This is a genomic window from Caballeronia ptereochthonis, from assembly GCF_001545075.1.
Classification (GTDB): Bacteria; Pseudomonadota; Gammaproteobacteria; order Burkholderiales; family Burkholderiaceae; genus Caballeronia; species Caballeronia ptereochthonis.
In genome coordinates, this window is the sequence record NZ_FCOB02000011.1 from 169362 (window position 1) to 182842 (window position 13481).

The following is a 13481-nucleotide window of genomic DNA, read 5'->3' on the forward strand; positions in this document are numbered from 1 at the left end:
GCGCGCGCCGCCGGGGCACATCAGGCCTCGAGCTGCTCCAGCACCTTGCCCTTCGTCTCGATGCCCAGGTAGTGCACCGCCACCGCCGCGACGAGCGGCACCGCGGCGAGCGCGTAGAACGCGACATTCATATTCCCGCCCATCAGCGTCTTGCCGACGAGCGCTGGCGCGAAGATCGCCGCGATCTTGAGCCATGCGCCGCCGAGGCCGCATCCGAAGGCGCGGATGCTCGTCGGATAGAGCTCGGGCGTATAGACGTACGCGGTGATGAAGCCGCATGCCATGAAGCCGAGCGCGAGCGCGCAGAAGGTGGCGACCACATACACCGACTGCGTGACGAACACGCCCGCACACACGAGCGACACGGCGCACAGCACGAACGACCAGTTGATGACCGGCTTGCGTCCGACCTTGTCGACGATCAGCGCGCAGGTCAGCGAGCCGAGCACGCCGAGCACGGACGCCGCCACCGCGAGATTCAGCGCGAGCTGCAACGGCGCATGGTAGACGGTCTTGTAGATCGTCGGCAGCCAGGTCGAGAGGCCGTACTGAATCACGCCGCACGTCATCCACAGGAGCGCGACCGCAATCGTGCGCTTCAGATATGCCGGGCCGATCAGATCGAGGCGGCGGCGCTTCGGATGACGGTTCGCCATCGCTTCGAAATCCGCGAGATTGCCGAGCGGCGGCAACGGGCTCTTGACGGTCGCTTCGAAGGCGGCGAGCGCATCGCCCGCTTCGCGCATGCGGCCGCGTTCGCCGAGCCAGCGCGGCGACTCCGGCACCAGCGTGCGCAACAGGAAGAACAACACGAGCGGCACGCCGCCGATGAAGTACATCGCTTCCCAGCCGAAGCGCGGCACGATCCACGCGCCGAGCGCATTCGAGGCGAGCAGGCCGATCGGGAACACGATCTCGTAGAGCAGCACGAAGCGGCCGCGTCCATGCGCGCGCGTGATCTCGTTGATGTAGGTCGCCGCCACCGGCAACTCGCCGCCGAGCCCGAGCCCCTGAACGATGCGCAAAGCGACGAACATCGCGAACGAAGGCGCGAAGCCGCACGCGATGCTCGTCAGGCCGATGATGCCCGAACTCCACGCGATCGAGCGCACGCGGCCGTAGCGTTCCGCGAGCGACGGAAACAGGAACGCGCCGATCAACTGCCCGATGGAACCCGACGCGATCAGGAAACCGACTTGCCCCGGCGTGAGCCCCCATTTCTGAATGAGCAGCGGCAAGGTGGCTGCGATGACGATGACGTCGAAGCCATCGAAGAAAGTCGCGGCGCCGATCAGAATGCGCGCGCGCACCTGCATCGCGTTGGCGGGAAGCCGTTCGATGCGCGCGATGATCGATCCCTTCGTCACCGCGTGAGCGGCAGCGCCCGCGTCGGCGACGGTGGTGGCGATGCCGCCGTTCCCGGCGACCGTGTTGCCCAATGTCCTCATGCCTGCTCCTGAGTGATCCCGTAACGTGTGGTTATGCGAGCGCCCTGGCGGTGTCGGCGAGCGCCGCGATATCCACCGAGCGCCCCTGGCTCATCCATTTCTTGGCGACCTTCAGATCGCGCGTCGCGTTGATCGCGATGACGCCGCGCAGCGCGTCGCCCTCAAAGAAGAACAGCGACGCGCGCCGAGCGTCCAGATCGCCGCGCACCACCGGTGTCGCGCCCGGCGGAATATCGCCGAGGATTTGCAGATTCACGTCGTACTGATCCGACCAGAACCACGGAATCTCGGCATACGGCGTGCGCACGCCGAGCACCGCGCGCGCGGTGGCGATCGCCTGGTTCTGCGCGTTCGCCCACGATTCGAGGCGCACGCGGCGCTTCAGCCACGCGTTCGGATGATTGGCGACATCGCCGCAAGCGAACACGCGCGCGTCGTTGGTTGCGCCGAACTCGTCGACGACGATGCCGTCGTTCACCGCGATCCCCGCGTGCTCCGCGATCGCCGTATGCGGCGTCAGGCCGATACCCGCGACGGCGAAGTCCGCGTCGAGCGACGTGCCGTCGGCGAGTCGCGCGCGCACGCCGCCTTCGTGATCGTCGAGCGAGACGAGCGTTGCGTTCAGACGCACATCGACGCCGTTGTCGCGATGCAGCTTCAGCAGGAAATCGGAGACGCTTTCAGGCACCGAGCGCCCGCACAGACGCGGCGCGCCTTCGATCACCGTCACCTCGACGCCGAGCTTGCGCGCGGTCGCCGCCACTTCGAGCCCGATCCAGCCGCCGCCGATCACGAGCAGGCGCTTGCTGTGGCTTGCGCGCAGGCGCTTGCCGATGACGAGCGCATCGTCGAGCGTGCGCAGATAGGCGAGATGCGAGGTCTTCACGAGCGATTCCGGCAGACGCCGCGCGGCGCCGCCCGTCGCGATGACGACGCGGTCGTATTGCACTTCGCGACCGCTCGCGGTGCGCACGATGCGCGCTTCGCGATCGATCGAAGCCGCGCATTCCGGCTGCCATGCTTCCACGTCGAGTTCGGCGAATGCGTCGTGATCGACGAGACGCACGGTATCGATATCCGCTTCGCCCGCGAGCACGGCCTTCGACAAGGGCGGACGCTCGTAGGGCAGATGAATCTCGTCTGCGATCATCACGAGGCGTCCGTCGAAGCCTTCCTTCCGCAAGGTCTTCACGATCCATCCGGCCGCCTGCCCGCCGCCGATTACCACCACTGTGCGCGGCGCCTCCAGTTCGTTGATCTCAGCCATTTTTCCGCTCCGTCATGAACTTGCCTTCGGGCGCCTTCGCGTCTTTCTGGCGGCGCGTGTGGCCGTCGAGACCGCCGTCGACGGCCCATTCGGCGAACACGGTCGGACCGGGTTCGAAATCGCGCGGCTGCCACTCGGGCGTGAGCACGTCTTCATCCGCGTAGTACTCGATGAGACCGCCCGCCGGATTCTTGAAGTACCAGAAGTACGCCGACGAAACGGGATGACGTCCCGGTCCGAGTTGCGTGGTCCAGCCGCACCGGCTGATGTGAAGACCGCCGCCGAACACTTCGTGGATATCGCGCACGGTGAACGCAACGTGATTCAGGCCGCGCTTGCCATCGGGCAGTTGCAGCAGGAACAGGTCGTGATGCCCGCCGTGCGGCGCGCAGCGCATGAACGCACCGCGGCCCGGATAACGGTCGGACGTCTCGAAGCCGAGCAGCTCGTGATAGAACTTCTCCTGCTCCGCGACGCAGTTCGTGAAGAACACGACGTGCCCCACTTCGACCGGTTCCGCGCGTTCATAGACCGGGCTCGGCGTATCGACGCGCAGGGTTTGTCCCCACACGTTCGAAGGCGAGCCCTTCACGTCGATGTCGCGCTTCTTCGTCACTTCAACGCGAATCGCCATGCCGTTCGGATCGATGCAGCCCACTGCATCGTCGGTCTCGAAGTGGCCGGGCTGGCCCGCGAAGCGTCCGCGCAATCCGTCCAGCTCGGCGCGCGTCGCGACGCCCCACGTCACTTCGCGCAGCGTCGGGCCGCCTTCGAAGGCGGGCGGAAGCGTCGGGTCGCTCGCGAGCGCGAGCAGCACTTCGCAGCCGTTCAGGGTTTCGAAACACGCGCGCGTCTCGTCGTGCGCGACTTCCTTCAGGCCCCAGTCGACGAAGAAGCGCCGGCAGGTGTCGAGGTCCGTCACGCCGTAAGTGATTCGTTCGATGCCAAGGATGGTCATAGCCGCCTCGTCAATTCGCTCAGTTGGCCCACGGCAGCGGGGCGTCGTTCAAGCCCCAGTACAGGCTCTTCTGCTGCATGTACTCGCGCAGGCCGAGGCGGCCTTTCTCGCGTCCCATGCCGCTGTCCTTCCAGCCGCCGAAAGGCGTCGAAATCGAAAACTGCTTGTAGGTGTTGATCCACACCGTGCCCGTCGCGAGTGCGCGGGCCGTGCGCCAGGCGCGCTTGTAGTCGCGCGTCCAAATGCCGGCGGCGAGGCCGAACACGGAGTCGTTCGCTTGCTGCAGCAGCGCGGATTCGTCGTCGAAGGGCAGCGCGGCGAGCACCGGGCCGAAGATTTCCTCCTGGCACATGCGTGCTTCGTTGCTCAGGCCTTCGATGATCGTCGGCAGATAGAAGAAGCCCTTCTCGCGGCCATCGCCCGTGGGACGCTCGCCGCCGCACAGGAGCGTGCCGCCTTCTTCGAGACCGAGCGCGACATATCGTTCGATGCCTTCGCGATGCTGCGCGGTGATGAGCGGGCCCATCTGCGTGTTCTCCCGTGTCGGGTCGCCGACGCGCAGCTTGCGCGCGCCATCCACGAGCCGCGCCATGAACTCGCCGTACACCTTGCGCTCGACGAACAGGCGCGACCCCGCGATGCACGATTCGCCCGACGAGCTGAAGATGCCGTACAGCACGCCGTTTACCGCGTGATCGAGATCGGCATCGGCATAGACGATGGTCGGCGACTTGCCGCCCAGTTCGAGCGACACCGGCATCAGCTTTTCCGCCGCGAGACGCGCAATGCCGCGTCCCACTTCGGTGCCGCCCGTGAACGCGACTTTCTTCACGAGCGGATGACGCACGAGTGCGTCGCCGATCACGGAGCCCTTGCCGGGCAGCACGCTCACGATGCCGTGCGGCACGCCCGCTTCCTCGCAGATGCGCGCCAGCGCGAGCGATGCGAGCGGCGTCACTTCGGCGGGCTTCAGGACGACCGCGTTGCCCGCGGCGAGCGCGGGCGCGAGCTTCTGCGCATCGGAGGCGATCGGCGAATTCCACGGCGTGATGGCCGCGACGACGCCGAGCGGCTCGTGCACGCTCATCGTCAGATAGTCGCCGCGCGAGGGCGTGAGTTCTTCTTCGAGCGTTTCGAGGCACGCCGCGAAGTAGCGAAACGTATTCGCCGCGCTCGTGACGAGCGCGCGCGTTTCGCTGATCGGCTTGCCGTTGTCGCGGCGCTGCAGTTGCGCAAGCGCTTCGTGACGCGCTTCGATCAGGCTCGCGATGCGATGCAGAACCGCAGCGCGTTGATGTGCCTTCAATCCGGCCCAATCCGCCTTTCTATAAGCACGATCCGCGAGCTCGACGGCTTCGCGCGCATCGTCGGCGTTCGCCGTGCTGATCTCCGCGTTGACCGATTGATCGGCGGGATAAATGCTCGTGTAGCTGTTGCCACGGCCCTTGCGCCAAACGCCGCCGAGGAAGATATCGCCGGACGTGACGAGCGAGGTGTCGGGATGATTCATGTCTCTCAGGCTCCTTCGGGTTCAGATCACGCAGCGCGCGGCGAGATTGCGCAACGCGCGGATCGCGCTGAACGCGGTGAGCGCGGATGTCTTGGGGTTCGACGGCAGCGGCTTGCCGCACATTTCGAGCGACATCTCACCGAACGCGCCGCGCGCGACGATGCGATGCACATTGCGCTCGACCGCCGGATCGGCGATCAGGCGCACGCGCGTGCCGTCGAGACCGAGGCCCGCGAGCGCGATGGTCGCCGCGACGTTCGCGTTCCTCGGATAGAGGCGGGCGGCGTCGCGCGCGCTGCCTTCGAAGATCACCTTCTCTTCGGTCAGCGACCTGAGATCGCAGACGCCTTCCGCAGGCGTGCCGAGCCAGCCGAGCGGCGGCTTGCGGCCCGTGTACTGCACCTCGTCGAGGCCGCCTTCCTTCGCTGCGGCGAGCGCATCGATGCCGCCGATCGCGCCGGAAAGCAGCGTGATGGTGGCCGCGCCTTCATCGGCCGCATTCGACAGCGCATCGAGCAAGCCGGCCTCCGACAGCGCGCCGATGGATGCAACCGCGCAATCCGTGCCCGATTTCAAGAGCGGCACGACATGATCGACGAGCGCCGCATGCCCCGCGCATTCGAGCGCGAATTCCGGGCGACTCGCGAGCGCGTCGACGTGCGATACGACATCGACGCCATCGCCGAGCAGCGAGCGCACCTGATCGCGATCGCGCTCCGGCACGATCACATGCGAGATGCGCACGTGCGGATCGTTGTCGAGCGCGCGATACACCGCCGAACCGATCGCGCCGAAGCCGATCATCGCGACGTCGATCGCGTGATTCGCATCGCGTAATGACCGAGGATCACGCATATTCCGGCTCCTTCGGCTCTTCCTTCTTCACCGGCGGGCCCGCGAACGCGGTGGCGAACGAGCCGATCGACAGCATGTCCACTTCGACGAGCACCGGACCTTCGATTTCGAGCCCTTCCCGCACGATGTCATCGGCCTGATCGAGCGACGTGATGCGGCGATGCGCGAGACCGAGGCTCGCGCAGAACTGCGCGAAATCCGGCTGATGCAGATCGACGAACATGCGCCGTCCGCCATACTGCGCGTCCTGAATGTTGCGGATCACGCCGTAGCATTGATCGTTCATCAGCACGATCATGACGTTGGCCTTTTCCTGAACGGCGGTCGCGAGTTCGCCGACGTTCACCATCAGACCGCCGTCGCCGACGAGGGCCACGGTCTTCTGGGCCGCGCCCGAGAGCGCCGCGCCGATCGCCATCTGCATGCCCTGACCGATGCCGCCGCCGAGCGCATGTACGCCCGCGCGCGGATTGAAGATCTTCAGCAGGCGATTGCCCCACGTGCTGTTCGAGATCGTGACGTCGCGCACCCAGTTGTAGTCGCGGCCCACGGCGCGCTGCAGGGAATCGACGAGGCGCTTGTACGGCCCGAGTCCCTTCGATACTTCCGCGACGGCCATTTCGCGCGCGGCGGCGAGATCGCTCGCGAACGCCGGATCGACGCGGATGCGGCCTTCGAGCAGCGTCGCGAGTTCATCGAGCACGGACGATGCATCGCCGTGCACGAAGAGGTCGTTGCGATAGCCGCGATTGTCCGCGAGCGCATCGGCGTCGATGCGATAGAGCGGCTGCGGCAGCGCGAGCTTGTACTTCAGCGTCTCGTTGCCGCGCAGACGCGAGCCGACGACGACGAGCGCATCGCAGGTCTTGTAGAACGCCTCGACGGACGGATGCACATTGAACGCACCGAGCGTCGCGGGATGATCTTCAGGCAACACGCCGCGCCCCTGCACGCTGGTGACGACGCCGAAGCCCAGCTTCACCAGACGCTCGACGGCACTGCGCGCATGACGCGTGCCGCCGCCGAGCCACAGCAACGGACGGGTCGCCTTGGTCAGTGCCTCGGCGAGCTGCTTCACGCGCAGGCTGTCGTGCGAGAGCGTGCCGACGTGCGGCGCGGCGAGATCGGCGGGCCACTCGATTTCGGCGGCCTGAATGTCGATCGGAATCTCGACGCTGACCGGGCCGGCGGGCGCGGTCAGCGCGACGCGCACGGCTTCGCGGATCGTCGGCAACGCGGTCTCGACCGTGCGCACGCGATAGGCGGCCTTCGAGATGGATTGCAGCATCGAGAGTTGATCCGGTGCTTCGTGGATATAGGCCAGGTCCTGATCGAGATACTCCGTTTCGATCTGCCCGGTGATATGCACGAGCGCGGTGCCCGCCGTGAGCGCTTCGACCATCGCGCCCGCCGCGTTGCCGGCGGCGGTGCCGGTGGAGGTGAACGCGACGCCCAGTTCGCCCGACACGCGCGCGAGGCCGTCGGCCATGTTGAGCGCGCCCGCTTCGCCGCGCGCGCCGACATAGCGGATGTTGCCGCGGCGGCCGATCGCATCGAGGATCGGCATGTTGTGAATCGAGATCACGCCGAACGCCGTGCGCACGCCGCATTGTTCGAGGAACGCGGCAATCAGTTCGCCGACGGTGGTGGTTTTAGACATGACGAGCAAAGCCTCCGGAAACATCGATATGGCTGCCGGTCGTGTACGACGACAGCGGCGTAGCGAGATAAAAGAGCGCTTGAGCGGCTTCTTCGGGAACCCCGAAGCGGCCGAGCGGAATGTTTTTCTTGCGCGCGAGCTCGGCGGTCCATTGCTCCCAGCTCTGGCGCGGCTCGGGGCTGTCGGTTGCAAGCTCGTTCAAGTAGTTCTGGTAGCGCCGCTTCCATTGCCCCGATTCGACGATGCCGATCAGAATCGAATTCACGCGGATGCGTGGAGGCGCGAGTTCCGTCGCGAGCGATTTCACGAGGCTCAGCACGCCCGCGCGCGCGGACGATGTCGCGACCATATGCGGCTCGGGCTGCAACGCGAGCAGCGAGTTCACGCAGACGATCGCGGGCGATGGCGCTTCCTTGAGCATCGGCAGAAATGCGCGCGTCGGGCGGATGATGCTGAAGTACTTCAGTTCCAGTTCGTCGCGCCAGGCGTCGTCGGTGGTATCGGCGAAGGTGGAGACGCGGCCTTGTCCCGCGTTGTTCACCAGCATGTCGACGCGGCCGAAGCGCGCCGTCACGCGTGCGGCGAATCGGGTCACTTGGTCCGCATCGAGCACGTCGCAGCGCGCCGCGAGCAGTTGCGCATCGGGAAACTGCTTCTTCAGTGCTGCTTCCGCGGCTTCGAGCCGCTCGGCGTCGCGCCCGCAAATGGCGACGGATGCGCCCGCTTGCAAAAACAGGCGCGCGGTCGCGAAGCCGATGCCCGACGAGCCGCCCGTGACGACCGCGACGTGTCCTGTGAGATCGATCTGAATCATTGCAGCCCCAGAGACTTCATGTACCGAGTCGACACGGAGGACCGCGCGGCCGGACGATAGTTGAGACGCATTGAGAGCGCGTCGGCGGCTTCGCGGACCTTGTCGATGAGGCCGGTTTCGAGCAGCGCGGCATCGATCTCGGGACGCGGGATCGTCGTCGTGATGACGGCGACGATGCGTCCCGTGTCGTTGCGCACCGGCGCGGTGACCACCGAAATGCCGCGCTCGAACGACGACTGGCTGGTAGCAAAGCCGCGCTCGGCGTCTTCCTTCACGCGCTCGTAGAGTTCCTCGACCGTTTCGGGCGTCGACTTGGTGAAGCGCTCCAGATGCTCTTCGGGATAGAGCGCGCGCAATTCGTCGAGCGAGAGATCGCCCATCAGAACGTGACCATGCGTGGTGGCATGCGCGGGCAGGCGCGTGCCGACGTTCACCTTCACCGAGCTGAAGATCGGCGCGTGGCTCTGCGCCTTCGCGACGAACACGACATCGCGGCCATCGCGAATGAGGATGTGACTCGTGAGACCGGTCGCGTCGCGCAGACCTTCGATGATCGGCAAGCCGAGATCGGTCAGTTCGAGCGAGCTCAGATATTCGAAGCCGAGGCGCAGGACGGCCACGCCCAGGCGATAGTTGCGGTCCTTGTCCGCGCGCTCCAGAAAGCCGAGCGATTCGAGCGTCTGCAGCAAACGGAAGACCGTCGTGCGTGGAATGCCGAGCCTGCGCGACAGTTCGGGCGCGCCGAGCACCGGCTCGCGCGGCGAGAACTCGGTGAGGATCTTCAAACCGCGTTCGAGCCCCGGCACGATGTAGGTCGGTTCGCTCTTGTCGGCTTCATTGACGTTAGCGGCCTCGAGGGATGTCATTGCGTTACTCCGTCTTTCATTTGACATTCGATGCCTTGGCAAAACGAGTCGATCAGTGTTGTGTATGCCTTGGGCGCTTCGACGTAGCCCGCGTGTCCGGCGCGCGGGATCACTTGCAGACTCACACGGGCCGCCCGAGCGATGCGCTCGCATGCGGCGAGCGGCGTGATCGTGTCTTCCGCGCCCACTGCAACCGCGATGCGTCCGTGAAAGCGCGCGATATCCGATGCGAGATCCGCGTTCGCAAGCAGATGCGTCGCTTGCGCGTAGCCTTCGGGAACGATGCGCGCCATGTTCCAGCGCACCCACTCGCGCGCGGCTTCGTCGGCGTGTTGCGACACCATGTTCGTGCCGCGTTCGCGGGCGAGTCCTTGCGGGCCGAGTTCGGCGAGCATCTTCAGGCGCGCATCGCGTCTGGACTCGCGGACCTCCTTCGGTGCAGCGCCATAGCCCGCGGCAGGCGATATCAACAGCAGGCCCGCGACGCGTTCCGGCGCATTCGCCGCGAACGAACCCGCGATGATCGCCCCGAGCGAATGGCCGACCAGCACGCAGCGCGCGATGCCGAGCGCATCGAGCCATGCGGCCAATGCGTTCGCATAGTCGAGCGCAACGGGCGAATCATCGGCCACGCGAGTCGACACGCCATACCCCGGCGCATCCCACGCGAACACGCGGCGTGCGGGCCCGAGCGCTTCGAGCTGCCGCACCCACGACGCCGCGCCCGAGCCGATGCCGTGCAACAGCACGACGGGCAGGGTGCGCAGATGCGATGCACCTGCCTCGCGATAACCCGTGATGCCGTGCGCGGTATCGATTTGCGCTTCCGGAAACAGCGTGAGCGTGTGAGCGTTCATGGCTTGTCCAACCCGATCAGCGCTTGAGCTTCGCCAAAGGCGAATCCGGCGGATACGTCGGCGTGATGGGCTTCGACGCGCCGAGCATCACGCACATCAGCGCGTCCTCCTCGCCGATGTTGATCTCCGTGCGATACACGCCGGGCGGCACGGAGATGAGATCGCGCTCGCCCAGCACGGCTTCCCACGTCTGCCCGTCCCTCTCGCAGATGACTTTCATCTTGCCGCGCAGCACGAAGAAGATTTCCTCGACGTCGATGTGGATATGGCTCGGTCCGATGTTGCCGGCGGGGATGACCATCGTCGAGAACGTGAAGCTGCCGGCGGGTACCGTGTTCACGTCCTTCGCGACGCCCGTGCCGCCCGTGCCGACATAGCGCATCTGCGCGCGGCGATACTTCGGGTCGTAGGCGGCCTGGAACTTGAGCGCGTCCCAGTCGTAGCGGCGCGTCTCCAGGCGCGCGACGCGCGTATCCATCCATTGCTGGAAGCTCGCGTCGGCGGGCTGGTCCCACGATTTGCGTTCGATGTCTGCATCGGCCATTGTTTCTCTCCAGGTTCTGAAGTTCTGAAAGTCAGAGGGGCAATTCAATTCATCACGAAGCCGCCGTTCACCGGCAGCAGCTGACCCGTCACGAAGCGCGCCGCATCCGAGAGCAGGAACAGCACGGGGCCGTTCACGTCGTCGGGCACTTGCGCGCGCGTCAGTGCGCGGCCTTTGAGGTAGTACTCGTGGCGCTCGGCGGGTACGTAGGCGGTCGCTTCCACTTCGGTGAGGCCCGGCGCGATCGCGTTGACGGTCACGTCGCTCGCGCCGAATTCGCGCGCGAGCGAGCGTGTCATCGCGATCACGGCGCCCTTGCTCGCGACGTAGGCGAGCAGCTTCGGCGCGCCCCACAAGGCCGTGTCCGATGCGATGTTCACGATCGAGCCGCGCCCCGATTCGCGCAGATGCGGCAGGCACGCGACGCTCATCAGCCACGTGCCGCGCACGTTGACGTTCATCACGGCGTCCCAGGTCCCGGGCGTGAGTTCGTCGGCGAATTTGCCGCCGGAGTTCGTGATCGCCGCGTTGTTGATGAGGCCGTCCAGACCGCCCAGCGCTTTCACGCTTTCCGCGACGCACGCTTCGATGCTCGTCGGATCGTTGAGATCGAGCGGAACGAAATGCGCCGCGCCCTCAAGCGAGCGCGCGAGCGCTTCGCCTTCTTCGTGCAGCACGTCGCCGAACGCGACGCGCGCGCCGTTCTCGACGAGCGCCTTGACGAACGCCGCGCCGAGTCCGCGAGCGCCACCCGTCACGAGCACGCGGCGGCCGTTGAGGGCATCACGCATGAGCGTGCTCCGCGTTCTTCGGCAGCGCTTCGAGCGCGGCGAGATGCTGCTGGGCACGCTGCTTCAACATGCGGCGCACGCGCGTTATGCCGACGTCGTGCTGATAGAGGAACTCGTGATTGCGCGCGTTGGGCGCGAGGCTTTCGAGCACGTAGCGGTCTTGCTCGAGCACGGCCCAGTGCAGGCCTTCGAGACGGTTGCGGTACAGGAAGCGCCATGCATCGCGCTGCCAGCCCGAGACCTTGCGCGTGCGCCAGAAGTAGACCTGGCAGTTGTTCTCGTCGACGGGCGTCGCAAAGCCGATGATCCCGAAGTTGCCGCCGGGGCCGAACTTCTTCTTGTACGGAATCGCGAGACGCATCCACAGGCAGCCAGTCTCGCCGAGCTCGACCCAGTCGAAGTTCACATCGCGCTGATTCACCTTCTCGAACATGAGGCCCGTTTCGGTCTTGCGCACGCGCATGTCGGCCTGCTTGTCGCCTTCGGCCATCGAGTGAGAGGTCGCGTGCAGATACGCGCCATGCATCGGGTCCATCACGTTGTCGATCGCGTACTGGTAATTGCACTTCCAGTGCGACATGCAGAGGAAGCTCGCGTATTCGTCACCGACGAGTTCTTCCGGCAGCACGAGCGGCGCGGGTTCCGTGTTGGCGTCGTCGCCGAACCAGAGGAAGATCGCGCCCGCGTGCTCTTCGACCGGATACGACTTCACGCACTTCTGGCCTTCGAGCGGACACGCGGAAACCGCAGGCACTTTCTGCACCGTGCCGCTGCCATCCACTTCGATGCCGTGGTACCAGCACGCGACGCTGCCGCCAAGATTCCAGCCGAGCGACAGACGCGCACCGCGATGCGGGCAGCGGTCTTCGAGCGCGTGAACCTTGCCTTCGTTGTCGCGCCAGAGAACGATCTGATCGCCGAGGCGCGTGAGGCCGATGGGCGCATTCGCCACTTGCCAGCTCGGCGCGACGGGATACCAGTAATTACGCAAGCCGCGATCGAGATAAGCCTGAACGGGATCGACGGCGGCTGTGGATTGCTGAGGGGACGTCATGGAATGTGCTCCGGAATCGATGTCGTTCTGCTTTATTCGGCGAGCGTGCGCAGCTCGGTCGCGAGACGCTCGGCGGTCCAGGTCGTACCTTCCGGCGTGCGGAAGCCATCCTTGTTCAGGCCCTCGACCACTTGCTCGAGCTCCAGCGCGCCCGCTTCGAAGACGCGTTCGAGCGCATCGCCGAAGTCGTTCTCGTATTGCGTCGGTTCGGCACGGCGCGTCTGCCAGATGAAGTTCTCGGTCTCGCCCGGCTTCTCGATCACGCCCTTGCCCGCGACGTTGTTCGGCTGCGGCGCGAGCCACGGCTTGAGATGCGGATTGAAGTTCACGACTTTTTCCATGTCACGCCACCTTGATCTGGATTTCCTCGCCGGCGAGGCGCACCGAATACGTCTTCAGGTCGCGTCCGCCGGGCTCTTTCAGGCATTTGCCCGTGGGGATGTGAAACACCGCTTCGTGCAGCGGGCATTCGACGGTGTCGCCGTCGACGAAGCCTTGCGTCAGGAGCGCATAGGCATGCGGGCAGACGTTCTCGAGCGCGTACAGTTCGTCGCCCACCTTATAGATACCGATCTCCGCGCCGTCATCGAGCTTGAATTCGATCGGTGCGTCTTCCGACAGGTCGCCGGCATGTCCGGCGCAACGCCATTGTTCAAACATCTTTCACCCTTTCCTCTGGATCAACTATGTTCCACCTAAGGAACATCAGTTTATGTATGGGCATTATAGGAGTCGTCCGAGCCGGACAAAACAAAAATCTGGACCTCTAGGTGAAAACACTGAAGCCGGGACGCTTAAAAGTGGAACCGAGGATGGTCCACCGCGAGAGAACGTCCGTTCGATGTTGATTCGTAAGC

The 13481-nt window shown here is 65.5% G+C and carries 14 protein-coding genes; all 14 read right to left on the bottom strand.

The window, feature by feature from the left end; genetic code table 11:
• Window positions 1–20: 20 nt before the first annotated feature.
• Genes AWB83_RS13945 through AWB83_RS14010 form a run of 14 tightly spaced genes read right to left on the bottom strand, consistent with a single transcriptional unit; the run spans window position 21 to window position 13284 of the window.
• The gene (locus tag AWB83_RS13945) at window positions 21–1448 is read right to left on the bottom strand and encodes an MFS transporter (protein WP_244197722.1); all 1428 of its coding nucleotides are present in this window, start codon (window positions 1446–1448) and stop codon (window positions 21–23) included.
• Window positions 1449–1479: 31 nt separating this feature from the next.
• Window positions 1480–2715: an NAD(P)/FAD-dependent oxidoreductase gene (locus AWB83_RS13950; RefSeq protein ID WP_087046140.1), complete on the bottom strand. Its 1236-nt coding sequence runs from the start codon at window positions 2713–2715 to the stop codon at window positions 1480–1482.
• A complete protein-coding gene (locus AWB83_RS13955; RefSeq protein ID WP_087046141.1) occupies window positions 2708–3673 on the bottom strand; it encodes a VOC family protein in 966 nt (321 codons plus the stop codon). The genes AWB83_RS13950 and AWB83_RS13955 overlap by 8 nt, the downstream gene beginning before the upstream one ends.
• Before the next feature lie 19 nt (window positions 3674–3692).
• Window positions 3693–5183 carry an aldehyde dehydrogenase gene (locus tag AWB83_RS13960; RefSeq protein ID WP_087046142.1) on the bottom strand — a complete coding sequence of 497 codons (1491 nt, stop codon included), beginning with the start codon at window positions 5181–5183 and terminating at the stop codon, window positions 3693–3695.
• A 21-nt stretch (window positions 5184–5204) separates the two neighbouring features.
• Window positions 5205–6038: an aspartate dehydrogenase gene (locus AWB83_RS13965; RefSeq protein WP_087046143.1), complete on the bottom strand. Its 834-nt coding sequence runs from the start codon at window positions 6036–6038 to the stop codon at window positions 5205–5207.
• Window positions 6031–7698, bottom strand: coding sequence for a thiamine pyrophosphate-binding protein (locus AWB83_RS13970; protein ID WP_087046144.1), 1668 nt, complete (start codon window positions 7696–7698; stop codon window positions 6031–6033). Before AWB83_RS13970 ends, AWB83_RS13965 begins: the two co-directional genes overlap by 8 nt.
• A complete protein-coding gene (locus AWB83_RS13975) occupies window positions 7691–8512 on the bottom strand; it encodes an SDR family oxidoreductase (RefSeq protein ID WP_087046145.1) in 822 nt (273 codons plus the stop codon). Before AWB83_RS13975 ends, AWB83_RS13970 begins: the two co-directional genes overlap by 8 nt.
• The gene (locus AWB83_RS13980; protein ID WP_087046146.1) at window positions 8509–9378 is read right to left on the bottom strand and encodes an IclR family transcriptional regulator; all 870 of its coding nucleotides are present in this window, start codon (window positions 9376–9378) and stop codon (window positions 8509–8511) included. Before AWB83_RS13980 ends, AWB83_RS13975 begins: the two co-directional genes overlap by 4 nt.
• The gene (locus AWB83_RS13985; protein WP_087046147.1) at window positions 9375–10235 is read right to left on the bottom strand and encodes an alpha/beta fold hydrolase; all 861 of its coding nucleotides are present in this window, start codon (window positions 10233–10235) and stop codon (window positions 9375–9377) included. Before AWB83_RS13985 ends, AWB83_RS13980 begins: the two co-directional genes overlap by 4 nt.
• Window positions 10236–10251: 16 nt before the next feature.
• Entirely contained in the window at window positions 10252–10779 is a 528-nt protein-coding gene (locus tag AWB83_RS13990) for a cupin domain-containing protein (RefSeq protein WP_087046148.1), read from the bottom strand.
• Between the two features lie 44 nt (window positions 10780–10823).
• The gene (locus AWB83_RS13995; protein ID WP_087046149.1) at window positions 10824–11570 is read right to left on the bottom strand and encodes an SDR family oxidoreductase; all 747 of its coding nucleotides are present in this window, start codon (window positions 11568–11570) and stop codon (window positions 10824–10826) included.
• On the bottom strand, window positions 11563–12624 hold the full coding sequence (locus AWB83_RS14000; RefSeq protein WP_087046150.1) for an aromatic ring-hydroxylating dioxygenase subunit alpha: 1062 nt from the start codon (window positions 12622–12624) through the stop codon (window positions 11563–11565). Before AWB83_RS14000 ends, AWB83_RS13995 begins: the two co-directional genes overlap by 8 nt.
• 32 nt (window positions 12625–12656) lie before the next feature.
• On the bottom strand, window positions 12657–12965 hold the full coding sequence (locus AWB83_RS14005) for a recombinase-like helix-turn-helix domain-containing protein (protein WP_087046151.1): 309 nt from the start codon (window positions 12963–12965) through the stop codon (window positions 12657–12659).
• 1 nt (window position 12966) lies between these two features.
• The gene (locus tag AWB83_RS14010) at window positions 12967–13284 is read right to left on the bottom strand and encodes a non-heme iron oxygenase ferredoxin subunit (RefSeq protein WP_087046152.1); all 318 of its coding nucleotides are present in this window, start codon (window positions 13282–13284) and stop codon (window positions 12967–12969) included.
• Window positions 13285–13481 lie beyond the last annotated feature (197 nt).